Consider the following 22334-nt stretch of genomic DNA (forward strand, 5'->3'; position numbering starts at 1 on the left):
AACGCCATCAGCGCCGCAGCGCAGCTTATGCAAAACGCCGCGCGGCATCCAGCGCAAGCCCTGTCCCGACGCTGCCCAGCAAATCCCCCGTGGCAATCCGCACCCCCGGCAAACAGTCGCGCACCGCGTTTTGCACCACGGGCAGGCTCGATGACCCGCCGGTCATGAACACGGTGCCAATCTGCGACGCATCCACACCCGCCTGCGCCAGCACCACGCCAATCGCTTCAACAATCCGCGCGACCGGCTTTTGCACCACCGCGTCCAGCATCCCGCGGCTGGCCCCTGTATCCACGCCGATAAATTCGGTCAACCGGATCGGCGTCGCCAGTGTGTCGGTCAGTTCAATCTTGGCGGCTTCAACCGCCATAGCAATCGAATGCCCGCTGCGGTCTTCGATCACGCGGATCAGGCGGTCAATCAGCGCGGGCTCATCCGCGTCAAAGCGAATTTCCTTCATATCGGTCATCGCCCGCCCGCCATAGACAAGGTTGATACGGTGCCAAGTCGCCAGATCATGGTAATAATGCAAAGGCATCGGGGTTTTGCCCTTATTGATCATCGACCCCAGCCCCAAAGCGGGCATCACCTGCGCCAGTGACAGCAGCCGGTCAAAATCTGTCCCGCCCACGCGGATACCGTGGCTTGCCAAAATGTCGCTGTCACGGTCGGCTTTGCTGCGCCCCTCGGGCGACACGCGCAAGATTGAAAAGTCCGAAGTACCACCGCCGATATCGACGATCAGTACCAGCTCTTCGGCCTGCACGGTCGATTCGTAGTGCAACGCCGCCGCAATCGGCTCGTATTGAAAGGCGATATGCTCGAAACCGTTGGAAATGGCGATACGTTCCAACACATCCTGCGCGGCTTGGTCGCCCTCGGGGTCGTCATCGACAAAATGCACAGGCCGCCCCAACACAGCGTGCCGCGTTCCGGGCTGTACGGCATCCAACTGGTCGCGCAAATGGCCAAAAAACCGGCCCAAAATATCGGTGAATGCCAAGGCACGGTTGCCCACACGGGTTTTCTCATGGATCAGCGGCGACCCCAGCGTCGATTTCAGCCCGCGCATCAGCCGCCCGTCCCAACCCTCGGTATAGGCGGCAATTGCAGCACGGCCAAACTCGGGCGGGGCGCCGTCGCTATCCCAAAACACCGCCGAGGGAATAGTCGTCGCAGCCCCTTCAAGCGGGATCAACCGCGAGGCCCCGTCGACCAAAATGGAAACTGTCGAATTCGAGGTCCCGAAATCGACGCCACAAACCTGCGTTGCTTTTGCCATCTCTCGGCCTCACTGCTCTAGGAAAGGCGTGGGGTCTAAGGGCAATTCGTGCCCGTGTAAAGCCCGCTTGAACCTAGGGTGCTTCGGCCAATAGGGCCGGCAGATCCAGCCGCATATTGCCCATCAACAACCCGCCCTTGGCATCGCGAGGCCACGCGTCACGCGGGCGGTCACGGTACAGCTCTATGCCGTTGCCATCAGGGTCGCGCAGATACACCGCTTCGGACACCCCGTGATCTGCAGCCCCCTCTAACACTATACCCGCCGCCAAAACCCGTTTTACCGCTGCGGCAAGGCTGGCACGGTCTGGCAGCAAAATAGCGGTGTGGTATAGGCCGGTATGGCCAGCAGGGGCAGGATGGCCGCCACGGCTTTCCCATGTGTTCAGCGCGATGTGGTGATGATATCCGCCAGCCCCTAAAAATACAGCCTGATCGCCATACCGTTGTTGCACCTCAAACCCCAAAACGCCGCAGTAAAACGCCTCCGCGCGGTCAAGATTGGCAACCTTCAGGTGCACATGGCCAATCATAGTATTTGGCGGCAAAGCCGCAAAAGGCGTGTCGGGCATCGCGTCCTCCGTTGGTAAGCCGCAAGGCTAACCCACCCACACGCATGTCATAACCCCAGAGAACGCACACCCATCGTGCAAAAATGCAAAAAAAAACGCCCTTTCCCAAGGGCCGTGGGAAGGGGCGTTAATAAGGTTTGACCAATCCTGCTGGGCTGGCAATTACCTTGGGGAACTAAACCAACAAACCCAAATACCCCACAACCCTCAGCGCGTAAAAAGGGAGTTAGCGCAGGCTGCGGGCCAACTCTGCAATGCCGAAACCAAATCGCATCGCAGTCACAATAAAAAAACCTCTGGACCCAAGGACAGGCCCAGAGGCGAATTAAAGTCAGCTCTACCTGCTTGCGCAGGGGGGACCGAGCCGACACGACCCTAAATTTGTCGCACTTGCTTGATGCCACCTTTGTGCCTGCAGCGCTGTTACCTTGGTTACAAGCCGCAACAATCTTTACAAATTGTTAGGTTTTTCGTGACCGGATCATGCCGACGATGTCATAGACCTCATCCACAATCGGGCGGGCTATCGCATCGGCACGCGCGGCGCCCTCACCCAAAATCCGGTCAATCTCGGCAGTATCTTGCATCAGCCGGTTCATTTCGGTGGTAATCGGCCCCATCACCGACACCGCCAAATCGGCCAGCGCCGGTTTAAAGCTGCCAAACTGCGCGCCGGCGTGTTCGCGCACCACGTCTTCTGCGCTCATCCCTGCCAGCGCCGCATAGATGTTTACCAAATTACGCGCTTCGGGGCGGTCATTCAGCCCTTCCAGCTCACTCGGCAACGGCTCGGCATCCGTCTTGGCCTTTTTGATCTTTTTCGCAATCATATCGGCATCATCGGTCAGGTTGATGCGGCTTTGGTCGGACGGGTCGGATTTTGACATCTTTTTGGTGCCGTCGCGCAGGCTCATCACCCGCGTTGCAGCGCCTTCAATCACCGGCTCGGTGATCGGAAAAAAGTTCACACCGAAATCATTGTTAAACTTGGCGGCAATGTCACGGCACAGTTCCAAATGCTGCTTTTGGTCCTCGCCTACCGGCACATGCGTCGCCTTATAGGCCAGAATATCTGCAGCCATCAGCGCAGGATAGGCGAACAGGCCCAAAGACACGTTTTCAGAGTTCTTGCCAGCCTTATCCTTGAACTGCGTCATCCGGCTCATCCAGCCCATTCGCGCGACACAGTTGAAAATCCACGCCAATTCGACATGCGCTGTGACTTGGGATTGGTTGAACAAGATCGACCGCGCAGGATCAATCCCCGCCGCAATAAAGCCCGCGGCCGCCTCGCGCGTTTGTTGGCGCAGTTTCACGGGGTCTTGCCACACCGTAATCGCGTGCATATCGACAAGGCAATAAACCGTTTCGATCCCCTCATCCTGCTTTTCCACGAACCGCTTTAGCGCGCCAAGATAATTGCCAAGCGTCAACCCGCCCGAAGGCTGGATGCCAGAGAAAATGCGTGTCGGAAAGGCATGAGGCGTTTGGACCGGCTCGGCCATAGGGAATACTCCATCTGGAAATTACATTCCAACTGGCTTACCCTTGCCGCAAAGGGGCGTCAATCAGACCCCTGATATGAGAGGCCCGATGCAAACCGATCACAATGCCGCCCCGCTGAACCCGCTGCCCGCCGTCATCTGGCTGCTGGCCCTGCCAATCATCGCAATGGAGGTAGTGCTTAATCTTGCCGCCGTGGGCATTATCGGCGGTGCCACAGGCATCGGCTGGCGCCAAGATGCGGTGCAACGCTTTGCCTTTTCGCCCGACTTCATGCGCCAGATGATAGAGACCAACTACTACCCGCCCGAGCAACTGCTTCGTCTTGTCAGCTACCCGATTGTCCACCTGAATTTTACCCACGGACTGTTCGTCGTGGTGTTCCTGCTGGCATTGGGCAAAATGGTGGCTGAGATTTTCAAACCTTGGGCCGTGTTGGTCGTTTTCTTTGGCGCCACCCTCGCTGGTGCCCTCGCCTACACGGCGCTGCCGATGATCCACAGCCCTTTGATCGGCGGGTATCCTCCGGTCTACGGGCTGATCGGCGCGTTCACGTTCCTGTTGTGGACCAATCTCGCGGGGACCGGCGCCAGCCAATACCGTGCGTTTTCCCTGATTGGGATGCTCATGGGGATACAGCTGTTGTTCGGCGTGCTGTTCGGCGGCGGCTGGGATTGGGTGGCCGAGCTGGCGGGGTTCTTTACAGGGTTTCTTCTGTCATTTGTGGTCAGTCCGGGCGGCTGGGCGCGGGTGAAGCAAAAGATTCGCGAGCGTTGATGGGCGGTTTAGGCAACATAGCCCCACGAATGCGGTCAGCGTCAAAGCGGCAAGGCGCAGCGTTTTTAGCCATCGCCTTCGGCTGGCAGCATCTGTAAAGCTGCGTCCCAAACTTGCGGCAAAGCGGCTATCGCCGCCTGTATCGCGGCGTGATCTTGGTTTTTAGCGGCCGTTTCAATGGCCAGCAAGGCTTGGCGCAGATCGACCAGACCGAAGTAAGCGGCGCTGCCCGCGCCTTTATGGACGAGGCTTTCCATCTCAACGGGGCTTTGCGCCGTCTCTGCCGTTAAAACTGTGATGGTCTGCTCAATATCATTCTTAAAACGCACCAATAGCTGCTGTAGCGCTTTTGCGCCCAACATATCACGCAAATCATCCAACGCAGACGTCGTGGCGGCGGGCGTCGCCACAGGGTTTTGTGGTGCCTCCAGTGTGCTGACAACGCGCAGCAAGGCTGCACGCGACAGTGGCTTGGTTAATACGTCGTTCATCCCATCGGCCAAATAGGCCTCTTGCTCTTCGGCCATCGCATTGGCCGTCAGCGCCACGATTGGCACTTGTGCGCACAGCCCCTGCCCTGCGCGGATTTCGCGTGTCGCGCTGCGCCCGTCCAAAACCGGCATACTGATATCCATCAAAATCAGATCGAAGGCCTGATTCTGCGCTAATGTAACGGCCTCGCGGCCATTATGCGCCTCGACCACTGTATGACCAGCGGCGCGCAGCATTTCGCGGGCAACCACCCGGTTGATCTCATTGTCTTCGACAAGCAGCACGCTGCGGCTGATGGCATCTTGTATCGGCGCATCGTGGCCCTTGGTCTTGGTGGGTGGCGCAATAGGCTTGATTGGAAAGCGGATCCTGAACACGCTGCCAGCGCCTGGCGCACTTTCAACCGAAATCGTGCCGCCAAGGGCGTTTATATACCGTTTCGCAAGCCCAAGCCCCAACCCCGTGCCCCCGACATCACGACCATAAGAGCTGTCACCCGTCACGAAATCATCAAAAATCCGCGCCTGAAGCGCGGCATCCATCCCGATGCCCGTATCGCGGACGACGATTTCCAGATCATCCCCAGCTTGCAGCGTGACGTTAATCTTTCCACCATGGGTGAATTTCACCGCGTTGCCGATCACATTCATCAGCACATGCTGAATATGGTCGCGGTCAGCGCGTATCCATTCCACCGGTGTGCCTGCCCATGCCCAATTAAGGACGGTATTGCGCGCCACAGCAGCACCGCTTTGATTATCAACGATATCTTGCAACAATGTGCTAAGGTTCATATCAACGGGCCGCAGCGTCAGCTTGCCCGCATCATATTTGGTGATGTCCAGAACATCGGAAATATGGCTCATCAACAGCTTGCCAGAGATTTCCATATTTTTGATATAGCGGTTCTGTTGCTCGGTTGGCTGCGTATCCTCTAGCAAGGATAAGTTCCCCAAAAGGCCGTTCAGGGGGGTACGAATTTCATGGCTCATCGTTGCCAGAAAATCGGTCTTTGCTTTCTCACCAGCCAAGGCGCGATCTAGGGCAGCCACAAGCTCAGCTTCGGCGCGCACGCGGTGCGAAATATCGCGCAGGAAGGCAATATACACCTCGCCGCCTTCGGTCGTCGCGGCTTGCAACGAAACCTCGACAGGAAACACCGACCCATCGGCGCGTTTTGCCTCAAGCTTTATACGGCCCTTGCCGATGATCTGTTTTTCGGTCGCAGCCACATCACGCCGCATGTTGCCTTCGTAATCTGCGACCAGATGGTCGGGCACGATCAATTGACTGACAGTTTTGCCAATGGCCTGCGCGGCACTATAGCCGAAAATCTGCTGTGCGGCGGCGTTGAACTCTACTATTCTCCACCGCTCATCAGCAACGATAACACCATCAAGCGCGGTTGAGATGACAACATTCATCCGCTCGCTCGCCTCGATCGCCTCTTTGCGGCGGCGTATGTTTTGGCGGTTCAGACGGCCTTGATACAGCGCCAAGATCAAGAGAACGACAATCAGAAACGCGACGCTGGCCGCCATCTGCATCAACGTAAGCGCCACTTTTTCGCGCATCCGGTCTGAGGCATCGGCGAAAAAGCTAAGACCCGAATTCGACAATGTCCGCGCGCGCGTTTCCGCATTTTCGGCCAAAACCAACAAGTCGGGCAAGGCGGCGATTAGGGTTTCATCGTCGGCATCAAGAAAATCGACGGAATCGAACAAAAACACCTGCAACTCGGCCAAGGGCAGCGAAAACCCCGCAAGCTTGCGCAGGGGCGCATAGATTGACGCCACCCGCAGCGTTTCCATGCGACTATAGAAAATATCAAATTCGCGCCGCAAGGATTTTAGATCAGGATCGGGTGAATGGATCGCGCGTTCCAGATCAAGCCTGTATTCGAGAAATTCGACCTCGGCTTGTGACAGCGTCCATTGCACATTGTCCGACCGCGCGGAATTCAACAGACGCAAATCGCGCACCACATTTGCAGACGTAACCGCAATGACCGCAGCGCCAATCACGCCCAGCACCGCCCAAATCCAAAGGCTGCTTCCACTCCGCGGGGATTTCTGCTTCATCCAGCCATTTCCCCAATCAGGATACGCACTTAAGCATGTATAACGTCACTTTATTGCAAGGCTTCTATCCGGTCGAGTTGCCAAATACTGCGCGAATAAATCACTTCCTTGCGGTAGTCGGCCTTGCTATCATAGGGGTAGATCACCCAAAGCGGCCCTTTTTCACGGAGTGACATCTCGTTCCCGTCGATCCGGTAGGCGATGATTGCCCCCCCCTCAACAGCATCGGATAGCGGGATCTCTATTGCGTAATCGTTAACCGCCGTGGCACGCAAATTAGTGCCTTTTATCTTCAGCGCGTCAACCAAGTCTTTCAGGGACACGCCCTGAAAGCTGTGAACGCCCTCTGTCCAAATCGTTGATGTGGTGATCGTTGTCGGCGTCATGGCTTCAAGCATCTCACGGTCTAATACGGCGGTGCCGTTGGCATTGCTGACCCCAACATTACCCGAAACGGTCAAAAGCACATCCCCTTTGGGCACTGCAAGCTCTGCCCCAAAACTAGGCGCCGCAAGCGCAACCATAAGTGTGGCCGCGCGCAAAACAGTTCGCAACATAGGATGATCCTTTTCTAAGTTATAAAGACATATGCCTGAAATCTAAGCAGAACGCACCGGTTCAAACGGATACACACCTACCCGTTTGGATAGGTCCGCCCAGCTATGCCCGTATTTAAAACGTGCAACCGCGGCTGTTGCCGTCTAGAAACGCGCAAAGGCAAGGAGAGCACGATGCGGGTGTTAATCGCTGATGACCATGATCTTGTACGTGACATGCTGGTTATGCTGTTGCAATCGCAGGGCGATATAGAGACAAGCACCGCCGCAGATTTCCAACAAGCCTGCGCGCTGATCGACAATGAGTCGCGCTATGATCTGATCATGCTGGATCTGAATATGCCCGGCATGAACGGACTGGATGGCCTGCGCCGCGCCTTGGCTATGCATGGCGGGCAGCGGGTTGCCCTGCTATCGGGCACCGCCACCCGTGAAATAGCGCAGCAGGCCCTAGAGGAAGGGGCTGCGGGTTTTGTGCCGAAAACGCTGCCCGCGAAATCTATGATCAACGCTGTAAAGTTCATGGTGATGGGCGAACAGTTTGTTCCGTTTGATTTTATGACGACGCAAGACGCCCCCGAAACCCATCCGCTGGCAGATAAGCTAACCCCGCGTGAATTGCAGATGTTGAAAGGTCTGACCGAGGGCAAATCTAACAAGGAAATTGCCCGCGATTTGGACATCAGCGAACCAACGGTAAAGCTGCATATGAAAACCCTGTACCGCAAGCTTGATGCGTCAAACAGAACACAGGCTGCAATGATCGCGCATGAGGCAAAGCTTTTCTGACCCTATTGGCACGCCCAACGCCAAAAACCGGCGTTGGGCGCTGGGGCTGACGGGCGGAAGCGCCTCTTGCAGCTATGACTTACAGCTCTGACACGATCTCACAGCAAGGCCTGAAGCATCTGCAACCGGCCCCGAATATTTTTCGCGGTATCAGCCACGGCTTGCGAGTCCTTAATCGGGTCGCTTTTTTCAATGCTCTGCGCCCATTCAGGGATATCGGCAAAGCCAAAGACATGCGACGCCCCTTTTAAGGAATGCGCCTGTTGTGTCACGACAAGGGCCTCACCACTGCTGATCGCGGCATCGATTTTATCCAAGCGCTCTGTCGCATCCGTGATGTATTTTTGAACAAAGGCCGACACTTCGGACAGGCCGAATATTTCCGTCAATTCCTTGGCGGCGGTGACAGACATCATGTCGATGATTGATTTGTCTGCGGGCGCTTCGGGCGGGGCGACCACGGGTTCCGGCTCTGCCACTTTGGCCTGTAGTGCCGCAGGGGTTCGCGCGGCCTTGCTGTTGCCCAGCGCCGCGATCATCGCGGCCTTCAGCTCTTCAAAGGGGATAGGTTTCGACAAAACCGTGTCAACGCCAACCTGTCTTGCCTCTTCCTCAATCGCGTCCATGACATGTGCGGTCAGCACCAAAAACGGCGGCAGGTCACTGCCTGCCCATTTATCACGGATCCGGCGGGTCGCCTCTAGCCCGTCCATTTCGGGCATCGCCACATCCATCAGCACGATATCAAATTTATCAGGTGCAAACGCCTCTAGCGCCAAACGCCCGTTTTCGGCCAATTCGGCAACCAAGCCCATGCGGGCCACATAGGCCAGCAGCAGCTTTTGGTTGATCGGGTTATCTTCGGCAATCAAAACCCGCTTGCCCGTCAGGGTGATCTGCTGGGAGGCATCGCCCAAGGCCGCGTGGTTTTCGCCCGTCGAAGACGCGGCAACAACGGCAACGGGCAGCTCAAACCAAAAGGTAGACCCTTCGCCCAAGCTGCTATCAACCCCGACGCGGCCGCCACAACCCTCCATGATCCGTTTACAGATCGCAAGGCCAAGCCCCGTGCCCTGGGCTGCAGCCGTCAGAGAGTTTGAAATCTGTGAGAAATCTTTGAACAGATCAGGGATTTTATCTTCGGCAACACCCACGCCGAAATCTTCGACTTCGACGCGCAGCAGTTTATCCTTGGGGTCGGGGGTCGCCATGGCACGCACGATGATCGGCCCATCGGTCGAATAGCGCAGCGCATTATCGATAAAGTTCGAAATAACCTGACGGATCCGCGTTGCATCACCCAAAAACAACTGGGGCACGCTTTTGTCAATCTTGGCATGGATCGACCGCCCTTTGCCCTTTTTGTTCGTCACCGCGAGTATCCGAATGCTTTCAATCGCGGCGCGAATATCGACGTGTTCTTCTTGGAACACAAAAACACCGGCCTCCATCTTCGAAAAATCAAGCACGTCATTCACGATACGGCTGAGCCCGTTTCCAGCGATCTTGGCATACTCAAGCAGCTCTTTACGGCCTTCATCCTGCTCATCCATGCTAAGCAAATCGATCATCCCCAACAACCCGCCCAACGGCGTGCGGATTTCATGGCTCATCGTGGCAACAAAACGACTGCGCACGATTGAGGCAGTTTCGGCCTGCCTCAGCGCGACCTGCAATTCGGATGTCCGCTTTTGAACCGCCTGCTCCAGCTCGGCGGAATAGGCGCTCATCTTTTTGTTGGCTGTGAACAGGTCACGGCTTTTTTGCTCTAGCAGAGCCTCGGCCTCGGCGCGGGCAGCTTGTTCGCGCTGGTATCTTTTGCGCGAGACGCGATCATCGGTGCTGTCGTTCATTCTGTTCGGGTGCCTTATGCGGTCAGACGAATATCAAACCGAGTTGCGTTGGCGGGGGTTGGCACTGCCATGCGCTGAATATCGGCAGATTGGCTGAACAGATCAAGGCAGGCTTCGATCATCCCATGGCAAAACTCGACCAGCGGCCGTGGCGATGAATAGGTCATGATCAAATGATCTGGCGCCAAACGCTTGGTTTCGAACACAGGCAGCTCTGCGTCAGGGTAAAGCTTTGCAACCTCAACGTGAATTTCGCCATCAACCGATTCAAGCATCGCGAAACTATCTGCTTTGCCTTCAAAGAATGCAGGGAAATTTTCGACAAAGTGATTGATCATCCAATGGCCAAACTTGCGCTGCAACACCTCGGGGCTGATACTGGAATGCGCACTAAGGGCCATCACGATTTTGACAAGTTCCGAGCACGGATAATTGCCAACCGTAGTGAAGGCACCGTCATTATCAAGATCTGCCTTTTCCAGCACCTCATCCACCACATCTTCGCCAAAGGTTTCTTCGGCCATCTTAATCAATTCGACGAAAATCGTTCCCCGCATGGTGTCTCTTTCTTATTTGTGGTGCTGCTCAGCACGTCCCTAAGCGGAGTATAGACGATATCCGTTAAACCTTCAAACACCGCCTTGGCATCTATACCGAATCCCTGCGGCCTAGCCAAAAGAAACCCGCCGCTACCCATATGCCCCTTCGTTTACCCAATTCCGCAACTATCCCTCGGCATAACAAGCGTGCAAAAAGGGACATATGCGGAAAAAGTGGCGAAAAACATCACACAGCTTAAGATTGTTTCGGCTTTGCCATTAAACCGCCCCAAAAATGTATTGAGTTAGAGTATTGTTAACCAACGCCCCTCAATCCGCACAGTCCGAGGGGGCCAAAAAGGCTAGTATAAACGTGCTGTATAATGATTGGGCCAAGACATTGAGGCATTGTAGAAACCTGCTGGATTACCCGCATGCCTGATCGTATCAAGATCATTGTGGCTGAAGATAATCCTATTCAGCGAGAGTATCTTGCGGTGCTCATTCGCAAATTGGGCTATAATCCAATCCCTGCCGAGGATGGCGCAGAGGCCTTGCGCCTGCTGCATTCGACCAATGCGCAGATCATTATCAGCGACTTTGAAATGCCCAACCTGAACGGGATCGAGTTGACGCGCGAAGTGCGCAAGCTGACGCTCGATCACTATGTTCATATCATTATGATCACCGGCATGAACGATGATGATTTCTGGCGTGAGGCCATGGAGGCAGGCGCGGACGACTTTCTTAGCAAGTCAAGCAGCCCTGCCATGCTGAAAGCCCGCATTCGTGCGGCGACCCGCTTAATACATCACGCGATGGAACTGGCCGCGCAAACACGCGCCCTGAAAGACTCCCATGCCCGCATCAACGAAGATCTGCTGGCTGCGGCGAATGCGCAAAGGCAACTTTTGCCCGACCAACGCAACGACTTTCTTGGCTTTAAGATAGCGTCTGCCTTTGTGCCGTCGTCCTTTGTGTCGGGCGATATGTTCGGCTGTTTTCCCGTAGATGAACGGACGCTTGGCATTTACACGGTCGATGTCTCTGGCCACGGGGTGCATGCGTCACTGTTGTCGGTTGCCATTGGCCACCTGATCACGCCGGAATTTTTCCGCACCAAGGCGTTCACGCCGGATGGACACCCCGACCCTGCCGCCCTTGTGGCGGACCTGAACCAGCGCTTTAGCGGCGCGGATAACGATGATTATTTTACGATGTTCACTGGTGTCATTGATACGCAAACAGGGCATCTGACCTATTGCCAAGCCGGGGCACCGTCGCCGATTTACGTTGATCAAGCCGGTAAAATCCTCTGCATCGGCGAAGGCGGCTTTCCCGTCGGGATGCTTCCCGATTTGGCGTTTGAGAATGCCTTTCTAACGATAGGTACGGGCGGCACGCTGGTTCTGTGTTCTGATGCCGCGCTTGAGGCTGAAAACAAGCAGCGCGAAGCTTTTGGACAAGACCGCCTTAAAGGCATAGTTGCCACAAAGCCCCAGACGGGGCTAACAAAACTGCCAGATGACATTATTATGGCCTTGTCAGCGTGGAGCGGCGAAAAGGCACTTGAAGATGATTTGACTATCCTGGCCCTAGAAAGAACCTGAACATGATACATACCACAGCACACGAACCCGATATCACGATCATCCGGCCAGGCGCGCAGCGCCTAACCGCGCAGAACGCCAAGGTATTCAAGGATGAGGTTATTGACCTGATTAACGAAGGTTCAACCCAGCTTGTCATAGATTTCCAAGAGGTGTCTTTCCTCGATTCCTCGGGTTTGGGCGCACTTGTTGGCGTTTTGAAAAAGGTTGGGCATCGCGGCGAAGTGGTCGTCTGCGGGCTTAATACAGAAGTTGAGCAAATGTTCCGCATCTGCCGCATGGACCGTGTTTTCAACATTTACCCAAACGTGAAAATGGCCCTCCAAACCCTTAGCGAGCGTTCGTGACGGTTCATTCCTTCCATATGCCGAAGCTGCTCGACGACGTCGACCCTATGGTCATGGCTTTGGCATCCAAAGTAGACGACATATTGCCAATGGAAGCCCGCTTTCGGTTTGAAGTCTCGGTCAGTGAGGCGCTTACCAATCTGGTGATCCATGCGAATACCGATGCGAAAGACCCAATAATCGATATCCGCCTGACCCTTGGCGACACGACCGTCACCCTTGAGGCTTTCGATCCATCAGGCGCCGCGCCCTTTGATATCCGCGCCCATGCGCCCGACCTGTCGCAGATTAATCCGAGCGTCGAAAATGGGCGCGGGTTGGGGTTGATAATGGAATGCGCCGATAGCGTAGACTATGGCCCCGTTGCCCACAAAAACCGCCTGAAACTTACGTTTACCGCAAGACCCTAAATAAAAAAAGCCTTTGGCAGAGCAGCATAAAAAACGACCGGAGAATCCGAATGACCCCATATGGAACACTAAAGACCATCGTACTGGCCGCAACTGCATGTTTTGCGTTGCCGTTGACAGTTCAATCACAGGCGCTAGAGGCGGCAGATGCCCCCGGCACCGTGATCATCGGCAATACTTCGGTTGATGGTGCCAAGTATAACAGCGTGACAATCCGGTCAGGGGCACCCCTGACCCTTGAATTTTCCAATCAGGACGCGCCACAGGAATGCGCGCATGATCCAAAGATGTCGACCCCGCATTTTGGGCGCAATGGCCCGCTTACAGACCGCGAGTTTGCCATGGCAAAAACCGCTTGGTCCTATTTCGTCAAACGCTATCAGCCCGAGACAGGCTTGGTGAATGCCGTTGGCTCTTTCCCGTCAACGACCATGTGGGATACCGCGTCTTACATCAGCGGACTTGTCGCCGCGTATGAGCTGTGCGTGATCGACAAGCGCGAGTTTGACACCCGCGCGACCAAGTTGATCAGCACCCTGCGCAACCTTGATCTGTTTCGGGGCGAAGCGCCGAACAAGGTGTACAACGCCGCAACAGGCGAAAAGGTGAACTACGCCAACAAGAAGGGCGAAGTTGGCATGTCGGCGCTGGATATTGGCCGTTTGCTGGTTTGGCTGCGGATTTTGAAAGAACGCCACCCCTACCTTGCCAATGCCGTCGATAGCGTGCCGATGCGCTGGAATTTCTGCAACATGGTGAACGAAGATGGCCGGATGTTCGGCTCTTTCGTCAAAGGCGATGGTACGGCCCAATATGTCCAAGAGGGGCGCTTGGGCTATGAAGAATATGCCGCCAAAGGGTTTGAACTGTGGGGCTTTGACACCTCGCGCGCGCAGTCACCTGAACCTTTGGCCTACACCAATATTTACGACGTAAAGCTGCCGTATGACGGGCGCGACCCGCGGGTTTTCAAAAACCAGAACTATGTGCTGACCGAGGGTTACATCCTTGACGGGCTGGAAATGGGCTGGGATCTGGCAACAGATGAGGCCCATGACGGCAACACCGCAAGCCAAGGCTGGCGGGCCGAATTTGCCAACCGAATTTACCTTGTACAACAGCGGCGCTTTGAACAAACGGGTATTATCACCGCGCGGTCCGAGCATCAGGTAGATGGCAAACCTTACTTTGTGTACGATTCCATCTTTGCCGATGGCTATCCATGGAACACGCTGGACCCGACAGGCGAATACCAACCCGACCGCGCCGCCATTTCGGCCAAAGCCGCCGTAGGCCTGTGGGCGCTATGGCAGACCGAATATACGGACCTGTTGTTTGACAGTGTTGCTGATCTGTCTGAACCCGATTTAGGGTTTTACGAAGGGCTCTATGAAAACGGCAACGGCTTTATCCCGCTGCAAACTGCAAACAACAACGGCGTTATCCTCGCCGCGCTGCTGTATAAGGTGCAAGGCCCGATTTTGCAGAAAAACAACAAGAACACCCAGCGTTGGGCGACTGATTTTGCAGGCACCGATATTCGCGCCAACAAATGCCACCCAAGCCTGATGGAAGAGGTTGTAGCCTGCTGTGAATGCGCGAATCCGACGCAAATCTCCCCTGTTATTCCGGTAGAAGAGTTCATCTATTGCCGCCCCGTTTTGACGGGTGGCGAAATTGGCGCAACGGAATGTGACCCCGAAAAACGCGAACTCGCCCCGCCAAAGGTGGTGCAAGTTCTGCCGAAATCTTGCCCTAAGCCGAGTGTGAAGCCATGAATACACGCGCCAAACCTAGAATGGTCTGGTTCGATGCCAACCGCGTTTTTGCGGCTATGGGCGTTGTGCTGATCCACTCTTCTACCGATTTTGCAGGGCAACCCTTTGCCAACGCAGCTGCTGACGAACGGCTTTTGCCTGTATTTTTGCGCTCGATTGGCGAGTTTTCGGGCTCCGAGATGTTCTTTCTGTTCTCGCTATTCCTGATGGCGATGCGGGTCGATACCAAATTGCCGTCTTATAGTTCGGCCATTGGTATGCAGGCCAAACGTTTGCTGACGCCCTTTGCGTTCTGGGTGGTGTTTTATGCGTTTTTCCGCTTGGTCAAGGCCAATGCCTTTGGTTATGGGCCGTATATCATGGACCAATTGGCACAACCCGAAAGCTGGCTTGGCTATTTCGTGCTGGGTAAGGTGCAGTATCACATGCACTTTCTGCCCACGCTATTTGTGCTGTTCATGTTCTATCCGTTGATGCGGGTGGCGACGCGCTATCCGATCTTTGGGCTGGCGCTGTTTTTCACCCTAGGCGTGATGAACAGCACACAAGGCTTTGTCTGGACGCTGGATATTGATGCAGGTTTGCGCGACTACCTGATCCGCGCGCTGAAAATCTTTGGCTATGTCGGCTATGGTTTTGCCGCCTTTGCAATCTATGGGCTGTGGAAAGACGGCATTCCGCGCGGTGAATCCCGTCTATTGCGGCGCGGGGCTATTTATTTTGCCATTCTCGCCTATCTCGCCACACTACCGTTTTATGGCGTGGCCGTGAAAACCGGCGCTTGGGGTGTTCGCGAAGGGTGGGATTTTTACGGCCACTTCCTGATGCCGATCTTCATGATGCTGTTTTTCATGGGTGGGCAATTTCTGGAATGGTCGCCGAAATGGTCTAACCTCGCGCGTTTTACCTTTGGCGTGTACCTCGTGCATCCGCTTATCATCGACTTGCTTGATATTGCGCTGTTCAATTCGGGCGCGAGCGCGTCGATGTCACCTTGGGCCATCGTTTTACTCCGCTATGCGTTTGCGCTGCCATTGTCCTTTGCTCTGGCGGTTGGCCTCTCTCGGCTAAAACCACTTGCATGGACAATCGGCCTTGGGCCAACCCCGTGGGAAACGTGGAAATCCGCCAAAAAGGCAGGTGCGAAATGATCGATGACTATTTCCTGAAGTTTGAGGACCGCGTCCCGCCTGAGCCCCTGCCCTATTCTGCGCTGCGCGAAAGCCTGTGGCAGTTCCTTGCTGTCATCGCTCTTGTGATTGGTGGGTGGTATATTTGGTGGCGCTGGACGGCGTCGCTGAACCCTGATGCGATGTGGTTTTCGCTGGCCTTGGTGCTGGCCGAAAGCTTTGCATTTTTCGGGATGATCCTGTTTGTGTTCAACCTATGGAAGGATGAACCGATCAAGCTTGAGGCGCCGCCCGCCCTGCTCTCGGACGTGGCGCCGGACCACCCCGAAGGCGATCGCACAATCGTAGTGGACGTGATGTTCGCCACCTATAATGAGGACCCAGAGTTGGTTCGCCTTGGCATTCGAGAAGCCAAGCAGATGACCTATCCGCACCCTATCGACATCCGCATTCATATTTTGGATGACGGCCGCCGCGATGAAATGCGCGCGGTGACGGAACAAGAGGGCGCGAATTATATCTCGCGCACCACGAATGAGGGGTTTAAGGCCGGTAACCTGCGCAACGCGATGGAGCAAACCGACGGCGATTTTCTGGTGATTTGTGACGCTGACACGCGTCCCTTTCCAACATTGTTGGAACACACTTTGGGCTATTTCCGCGATCCGAAAATGGCTTGGGTCCAAACCCCGCAGTGGTTTTATGACTTGCCCGAAGGGGAAAGGCTGACGTCCAAGCTGGCCCGCCGCTTTGGTGCAAAAGGCGGCGAGTGGGGCCGCCGGATTGAGGACGCTTTTGGCCCCGTTACCATTGGTGCCGACCCTTTTGTCAATGATCCCAAGATGTTTTATGACATTATCCAACGCCGCCGGAACCCGGCCAATGCCTCATTCTGCTGTGGCGCGGGGTCAATCCACCGGCGCGAGGCCGTGATGGAAGCCGCCTTGCGCAGCTTTGGTGCAAAGGTCGAAAAGCGCACCTTTGACGCCGAAGAGGTGATCACCGTCTCCAGCAAAGAGCGCGAGGTTTCCACCGATTTGATGGAGGCTATCCGCACCCAAGCGGCAACGACCGAACTGCTGACCCCGTACCGCTTTCACGTCTCTGAAGACATCTATACATCCATCGTGCTGCATTCTGACCGCGAACGTGGCTGGAAATCAAAAATGCACCCAATTGTCGAAAGCAAAATGCTGTCGCCGCAGGATTTGCTAACATGGACCGTGCAACGCTATAAATACGCGGGCGGCAGCCTTGATATTTTGGTCCATGACAACCCGCTGTTCCGGCGCGGGCTGACGTTTCAACAGCGGATGATGTACGCGACGACCTTTTACTCTTACCTCGCGCCCATCTGGAACGTGGTCTTTCTGTTTGGTCCAATCATCTATCTGTTCACAGGCATTTCCCCTGTTTCCGCCTATTCAACGGATTTTTTCCTGCATCTGATCCCGTTCCTTGTGACCCTGGAATTGGCAATGATGGTCGGCACATGGGGTATTTCGGGCTATGATGCCAAGGCCAGTTATTTGTCGTTCTTTCCGCTTGGGTTGCGGGCGATCTGGGCGGTTGCGCGGGGGCAGAAAATATCATTTCCCGTCACGCCAAAGGTCCGCCAATCGGGCAATTTTTTGCGGCTGGTCCAACCCCAAATCGCCGTTGTCGCCCTAACACTGCTCGGGGCCGTCTGGGCGATCGGGTCGGTAATGCTTGGCGACACCCCCCATTCCATCAGCGGCATTGTCGCTAATATCCTTTGGGGATTGAACAATTGCCTTGCGATGGCAGGAATTATCGGTGCCGCCCTGTGGGTGCCACCTCAAGATAAAGAAAGTGAGACAGCATGAGCTTTCGTGACAACCTGATCAAAGCCAGAAGTCATCTGGTTTTTCTTGCCGCCCTTGGATGTGGCCTATTATTGGTTATAGCATTGGAAAACGTTGAAAAGACCCCCGCGACAACCGCCGAAGCACCTACCGAGCAGCCCGCAGCGTCTGAGGCCGCCTCGGTCATGGCCGCGTTTGAGGCGATCACGCCACTGCCGCTGGCCGTGGTCGGGCAAAGCTCGGCTGATGATATTGCCTATGCGAAAATCGCGTGGCAGTATTTTGTGAACAACACCAATGAAACCACTGGTCTGGTGAACTCTGCCGACAAATATCCCTCAACGACAATGTGGGAAACGGGGTCCTATTTCGTGGCCGTGATCTCGGCTGATATGTTGGGGTTGATCGAGCCAGACGAGGCCAAAGCGCGGATTGGCAAAGCGATGCAAACGCTGGCCACGATCCGGCTGTTTGACGACCTTTTGCCCAATAAAGCCTATAACGTACAAACCGCCGAGCTGGTCGACTATGGCAACAAACCCTCCGAGCGCGGGCTTGGATGGTCGGCGTTGGATATTGCGCGGATGGTTGGGGCATTAGGTCAGGTCAAACACCGCTATCCCGATCTTGGGGCGCAAGTGGCCACAGTGATGGATAAATGGCACCTGAGTGAGATGGTAGAGGACGGCCAGCTGGTCGGCGGCAACATCGCCGATGGCCAGTTGCGTCGCGATCAAGAGGGACGGCTGGGCTATGAGCAATACGCCGCCAAGGCGATGATGCTGTTCGGGTATGATATGTACCGCGCCTATCACACCGAAGAAACCATGATGGTTCAGGATGTTGAGGGCCTCCCCATCCCCGTTGATACCCGCCTGCATCGCAACACGACGCCTGCCTTTACCGTCAGCGAGCCCTATATTTTCGACGGGCTGGAATTTGGCTTTGATGCGCGGTCGATCCGCTTTGCAACCGCGATTTACAAGGCCCAAGAGGCCCGCTTTCGCGAGACGGGTATCCTGACGGCGGTAAGTGAGTCCCACCTCGATGTGGCCCCCTATTTTGTTTATTCATCGATTTGGGGTGGCGGCGCGCCGTGGGCGGTGATGACGTTTAAAGGCGAGCGCCTTGACAGCAAACGCACCACGACAACGAAAACCGCTTTTGCGTGGGATGCGCTGTTTGGCACCGATTACACCCGCGAATTGGTCACCGCACTTGCGCCTTTGGGCGACCCGGAACGCGGCTGGCCCGAAGGCATATATGAGGCCGACGGCAAATCCAACAGCTCCGTCACGACCAACACCAATGCGGTCGTCCTTGCCTCCCTCGCGTTCAAGGCGCATGGCCCGCTTATTCGGGCAGAGCCGTGACAGGTGCTGGTGTCAAACTGGGCATGCTGGTGGTTTGCGCAACTCTTGCGCAGGCTGCCAGCGCCACCGCCGAGCCTTGTGTGACCGAAACATTTGCCGTTCCCTTGCCCGGTGCGGTGAATACGGTCACGCAGCAGGCTGATGTGCCGTCATCGCAATTTCCCGGCCTTTGGCAAAAGGGCGTCATTGACGGGTATTATTACACCATGTTTGCGAATGGCGAGGCCGTGTTGCAAAACGCGCCGGATGCGCCGGATTGGGTTTTGACCACCACTTGCGATGCGGCGGAACAGATCTGCGCGCGCATCGCCGAGGGTAACCCCGCCCCCGCCAATACCGCAGCAATCCTAGACCGGATCGAGGATTGCTTTATGCCAGAGGTGGCCAAGGCCGCAGCAGAGGCCGCAGCCAAAGCGAAAGCCGAGGCCGAGGCTAAAAAGCAGGCTGAGGCGAAAGCCAAAGCTGATGCAGAGGCTAAAAAAGCGGCTGAAGCGAAAGCAAAGGCCGAAGCCGAGGCTAAAAAGCAGGCTGAGGCGAAAGCAAAGGTCGATGCCGAGGCTAAAAAGCAGGCTGAAGCCAAGGCGGCGACTGAAGCCAAAGCAAAGGCTGAAGCTGAAGCTAAAAAGCTGGCTGAGGCGAAAGCAAAGGCCGATGCCGAGGCCAAAAAGCAGGCTGAAGCCAAGGCGGCGGCTGAAGCCAAAGCAAAGGCTGAAGCTGAAGCTGAAGCTAAAAAGCTGGCTGAGGCGAAAGCAAAGGCCGATGCCGAGGCCAAAAAGCTGGCTGAAGCCGAAGCCGAAGCTAAAAAGCTGGCTGAAGCCAAGGCGGCGCAAGCAGCGGCGGATCCCGCAGCTGTACAACAGACGGCAACCGCTGTTGCCCCGAATGTGGCGGCGGGAACTGGTACAGGCGCAAATACCGTGCAGGCGGCCCCTGTTGCAGTGCAACCCGTCCGGCAGGCGCAGGTAGTGGCCCCCGCAACGGTCGCCCCTGCAACGGTGGCCACTACGGCAGTTGCCCAATGCGCCACAAACCCTTTGCAGGTTCAGCTGCAAGTGCAGCTATTGGCCCCCGATCCGGTTACAGTTGCCACGGTTAACCTCTCTGCTGCCGCAGCGCAGCTGGGAACCGCACCGGTTCTGACAGGGCTGCCGCAAGATTGCACTGTGGCCCCTACCATAGTGGCAACGGCCACGCCAACCGTGCCATGCGGCGTGAACGCCATACCCCAAGGCCCGGAAGGCATAACGGTTCAACGCCTTTTGGTGCTTGCTGGTGCCAACCCGGGCCGGATAGACGGATTTCCCGGCAGACGAACCCGAAATGCGATCGTGGAACTGCTGGGGGCCGAGGGAAGAACCATGCCAATTCCGGAGGTCATAACCGCATTAAACCAACGGCTGTGCAACCAAAGCACCCAACCGGAACAATAAGCGTAAATGTCCGGTGTCCCCGCTCTGACGGCCAAGAAACCAGCACCGCACTTAAAGATTTAAAAATGGGGCCAAATGAAAAAGATTATTCTGCCTGAAAGGCCGCAGTGGCGTGAACATGCGCAAGAGGTCGGTTTTACCTTTGCCGACATGCACGGTGCGCCGTATTGGGACGAAACCTCGGCTTATGCTTTTACGTTAGCGCAAATTGAGACCGATATTGAGGACCCGTCGACCGAGCTGCATGCCATGTGCCGCGAAGCCGTTGCCCATATTATCACCAGCGAACCCTTGATGGACCGCCTTGCCATCCCCGAGGCATATCGCGATCTTGTTGCCGATAGCTGGCGGCGCGGTGATCCTGAATTATACGGCCGGTTCGACCTCGCCTATGATGGTAAAGGGCCTGCGAAGCTGCTGGAATATAACGCTGATACGCCGACCTCGCTGTATGAGACGGCAGCCTTTCAATGGCAATGGCTTGAAGATCAGCTTGGCGCGGGCGTGCTGGCCGAGGGAAGCGACCAATTCAACGGCATCCACGAAGCGCTTGTCGCGCGCCTCGCGGCCCTTTTCGCGCCCGAAACCGATCTGCATTTTACCGCTGTTGCAGATAACCCCGAAGATTACGCCACCGTCGAAGCGCTGGCATGGGCCGCCCGTGAGGCAGGCTTGGGCGCGCATTATTGTAACCTTGATAAACTCGCCATCAGCGACGAGGGCCAGTTCCTAGATGACCAAGATAGGGTTATGGGCGTGCTGTTCAAGCTGTACCCATGGGAAGATCTGTTGCGCGAAAACTATGCCCGCCACATCGCCGGATCAGGTTGCCAATTCTTGGAACCAGCGTGGAAGGCGCTTTTGTCGAACAAAGGGATTTTGCCTGTGCTTTGGCAGATGTATGAGGGCCATCCCAACCTTTTGCCCGCCTTTTTTGCGCAGGACGTAGAGGATACGATGGCGGGACGCGGAGGCCCCGCGCCAGATGTGGCCGCCGCTTTTGGCCGCGCCGAGGGGCAGCTCACATCAGGGCATGTGCGCAAACCCATTTTGTCGCGCGAAGGGGCTTCGGTTTCGATTTTCAAAGATGGCGGCATTCTTGAGGTGTCTCAAAACACCGCCTATGCCGAGCAGCCGCAGATTATTCAGGCCTACACGCCCTTGCCGCAATTTGACGGGTTTCGCCCAGTCATTGGGGCGTGGATTGTGGGTGAGACCTGCGCAGGTATAGGTATGCGCGAGGACCAATCCCGCATCACCCAAGATTTATCACGTTTCAAGCCGCATTTTATTACGGGATAAAATAGGATAGAGACGTCGTTGAACTGACTACGAACCCAGGATTTTCATGATTAAACGTTCCAGAACTGTCGCAATCACGATCTTTGGCGCTGCGGCGTTTACCCTTGCGGGCTGCCAAGAAGAAAAGGTCGATGCCGCGGCATTTCCCGATCTGCAAAGCTGCACCACTGCGGCCCAAAACGGCAGCCTGTTCACGGCGCAAGATTGTGATGCTGCCTTTGCCGAAGCTGCGGCTTTGCATGTTGAAGCGGCGCCGCGTTATGACAGCCTTGCCGTGTGTGAAGAGCAGCACGGCGAAGGGGCTTGCGGCACCGAGGCGACAGCGACGCAAGGCGGATCAGTTAGCATCTTTATGCCGCTGATGATGGGCTATCTGATTGGCAACATGCTTGGCGGATCAAAGGCCAGCCAACCGCTGTACCGAACATCAGGCGGCAAGTTCACCAACGCTGCCGGATCAAGCACGTTCTCTGGCAATTCGGGAGCAACAAAGCTGGGCGCATCGCAATTCAACCGCCCTGCGGCAACGGTTGGCAAGGCCCCAATGTCGCGCGCGACAGCCATGTCACGTGGTGGGTTTGGCAGTTCCAGCGCGGGGCGCAGCAGTTTTGGTGGCTAAGGCCAAAAACGGCTTTTAGGTCGCCAATGCACCCAAGCGCCTTTGCAATAGTTGCCGAACGATAA

At 55.9% G+C, this 22334-nt stretch carries 19 protein-coding genes; 12 read left to right on the forward strand and 7 right to left on the reverse strand.

Features of this window, described 5'->3' with window-relative positions; genetic code table 11:
• Positions 1–25: 25 nt before the first annotated feature.
• The 3 genes from ACEN2J_RS01070 to trpS form a co-directional block, all read right to left on the reverse strand.
• Entirely contained in the window at positions 26–1282 is a 1257-nt protein-coding gene (locus tag ACEN2J_RS01070) for an Hsp70 family protein (protein WP_442102544.1), read from the reverse strand.
• A gap of 73 nt (positions 1283–1355) precedes the next feature.
• Entirely contained in the window at positions 1356–1853 is a 498-nt protein-coding gene (locus ACEN2J_RS01075; RefSeq protein ID WP_442102545.1) for a VOC family protein, read from the reverse strand.
• A gap of 461 nt (positions 1854–2314) precedes the next feature.
• Complete coding sequence (gene trpS, locus ACEN2J_RS01080; RefSeq protein WP_442102546.1) at positions 2315–3358, reverse strand: tryptophan--tRNA ligase; 1044 nt, start codon at positions 3356–3358, stop codon at positions 2315–2317.
• An 88-nt stretch (positions 3359–3446) separates the two neighbouring features.
• Between trpS and ACEN2J_RS01085 the strand changes: the two genes are divergently transcribed.
• Entirely contained in the window at positions 3447–4133 is a 687-nt protein-coding gene (locus ACEN2J_RS01085; RefSeq protein ID WP_442102548.1) for a rhomboid family intramembrane serine protease, read from the forward strand.
• Positions 4134–4198: 65 nt separating this feature from the next.
• On the opposite strand, the gene ACEN2J_RS01090 is transcribed toward ACEN2J_RS01085, so the two are convergent.
• Positions 4199–6706, reverse strand: coding sequence for an ATP-binding protein (locus ACEN2J_RS01090; RefSeq protein WP_442102550.1), 2508 nt, complete (start codon positions 6704–6706; stop codon positions 4199–4201).
• 50 nt (positions 6707–6756) lie between these two features.
• Entirely contained in the window at positions 6757–7263 is a 507-nt protein-coding gene (locus ACEN2J_RS01095) for a molybdopterin-dependent oxidoreductase (RefSeq protein ID WP_442102552.1), read from the reverse strand.
• Between the two features lie 174 nt (positions 7264–7437).
• Here ACEN2J_RS01095 and ACEN2J_RS01100 point away from each other — a divergent pair, with 174 nt between their 5' ends.
• A complete protein-coding gene (locus ACEN2J_RS01100) occupies positions 7438–8052 on the forward strand; it encodes a response regulator transcription factor (protein WP_442102554.1) in 615 nt (204 codons plus the stop codon).
• A gap of 98 nt (positions 8053–8150) precedes the next feature.
• Here the strand turns inward: ACEN2J_RS01100 and ACEN2J_RS01105 are convergent, their stop codons facing one another.
• Together ACEN2J_RS01105 and ACEN2J_RS01110 are read right to left on the reverse strand one after the other, a co-directional pair.
• Positions 8151–9905 carry an ATP-binding protein gene (locus ACEN2J_RS01105; protein ID WP_442102556.1) on the reverse strand — a complete coding sequence of 585 codons (1755 nt, stop codon included), beginning with the start codon at positions 9903–9905 and terminating at the stop codon, positions 8151–8153.
• 14 nt (positions 9906–9919) lie between these two features.
• Positions 9920–10462: a heme NO-binding domain-containing protein gene (locus ACEN2J_RS01110; protein WP_442102557.1), complete on the reverse strand. Its 543-nt coding sequence runs from the start codon at positions 10460–10462 to the stop codon at positions 9920–9922.
• A 416-nt stretch (positions 10463–10878) separates the two neighbouring features.
• Between ACEN2J_RS01110 and ACEN2J_RS01115 the strand changes: the two genes are divergently transcribed.
• From ACEN2J_RS01115 to ACEN2J_RS01160, 10 genes are all read left to right on the forward strand, one after another.
• Positions 10879–12054 (forward strand): PP2C family protein-serine/threonine phosphatase, encoded by a 1176-nt coding sequence (locus ACEN2J_RS01115; protein ID WP_442102558.1) that lies wholly within the window; start codon positions 10879–10881, stop codon positions 12052–12054.
• A 2-nt stretch (positions 12055–12056) separates the two neighbouring features.
• A complete protein-coding gene (locus ACEN2J_RS01120) occupies positions 12057–12401 on the forward strand; it encodes an STAS domain-containing protein (protein ID WP_442102560.1) in 345 nt (114 codons plus the stop codon).
• Positions 12398–12811, forward strand: a complete 414-nt coding sequence (locus ACEN2J_RS01125) for an ATP-binding protein (protein ID WP_442102561.1) — start codon at positions 12398–12400, stop codon at positions 12809–12811. Before ACEN2J_RS01120 ends, ACEN2J_RS01125 begins: the two co-directional genes overlap by 4 nt.
• Positions 12812–12861: 50 nt before the next feature.
• Positions 12862–14589: a DUF3131 domain-containing protein gene (locus ACEN2J_RS01130; RefSeq protein WP_442102563.1), complete on the forward strand. Its 1728-nt coding sequence runs from the start codon at positions 12862–12864 to the stop codon at positions 14587–14589.
• On the forward strand, positions 14586–15740 hold the full coding sequence (locus ACEN2J_RS01135) for an acyltransferase (protein WP_442102565.1): 1155 nt from the start codon (positions 14586–14588) through the stop codon (positions 15738–15740). The genes ACEN2J_RS01130 and ACEN2J_RS01135 overlap by 4 nt, the downstream gene beginning before the upstream one ends.
• Positions 15737–17566, forward strand: a complete 1830-nt coding sequence (locus ACEN2J_RS01140; protein ID WP_442102566.1) for a glycosyltransferase family 2 protein — start codon at positions 15737–15739, stop codon at positions 17564–17566. The genes ACEN2J_RS01135 and ACEN2J_RS01140 overlap by 4 nt, the downstream gene beginning before the upstream one ends.
• On the forward strand, positions 17563–18918 hold the full coding sequence (locus ACEN2J_RS01145) for a DUF3131 domain-containing protein (RefSeq protein ID WP_442102568.1): 1356 nt from the start codon (positions 17563–17565) through the stop codon (positions 18916–18918). The genes ACEN2J_RS01140 and ACEN2J_RS01145 overlap by 4 nt, the downstream gene beginning before the upstream one ends.
• Complete coding sequence (locus ACEN2J_RS01150; RefSeq protein ID WP_442102570.1) at positions 18915–20348, forward strand: hypothetical protein; 1434 nt, start codon at positions 18915–18917, stop codon at positions 20346–20348. Before ACEN2J_RS01145 ends, ACEN2J_RS01150 begins: the two co-directional genes overlap by 4 nt.
• Positions 20349–20423: 75 nt before the next feature.
• The gene (locus ACEN2J_RS01155; RefSeq protein WP_442102571.1) at positions 20424–21650 is read left to right on the forward strand and encodes a glutathionylspermidine synthase family protein; all 1227 of its coding nucleotides are present in this window, start codon (positions 20424–20426) and stop codon (positions 21648–21650) included.
• A 46-nt stretch (positions 21651–21696) separates the two neighbouring features.
• Complete coding sequence (locus tag ACEN2J_RS01160) at positions 21697–22269, forward strand: DUF1190 domain-containing protein (protein ID WP_442102573.1); 573 nt, start codon at positions 21697–21699, stop codon at positions 22267–22269.
• Positions 22270–22334: the final 65 nt, after the last annotated feature.

The sequence above is a fragment of the Pseudorhodobacter sp. W20_MBD10_FR17 genome (assembly GCF_052119765.1).
Taxonomy (GTDB): domain Bacteria; phylum Pseudomonadota; class Alphaproteobacteria; order Rhodobacterales; family Rhodobacteraceae; genus Pseudorhodobacter.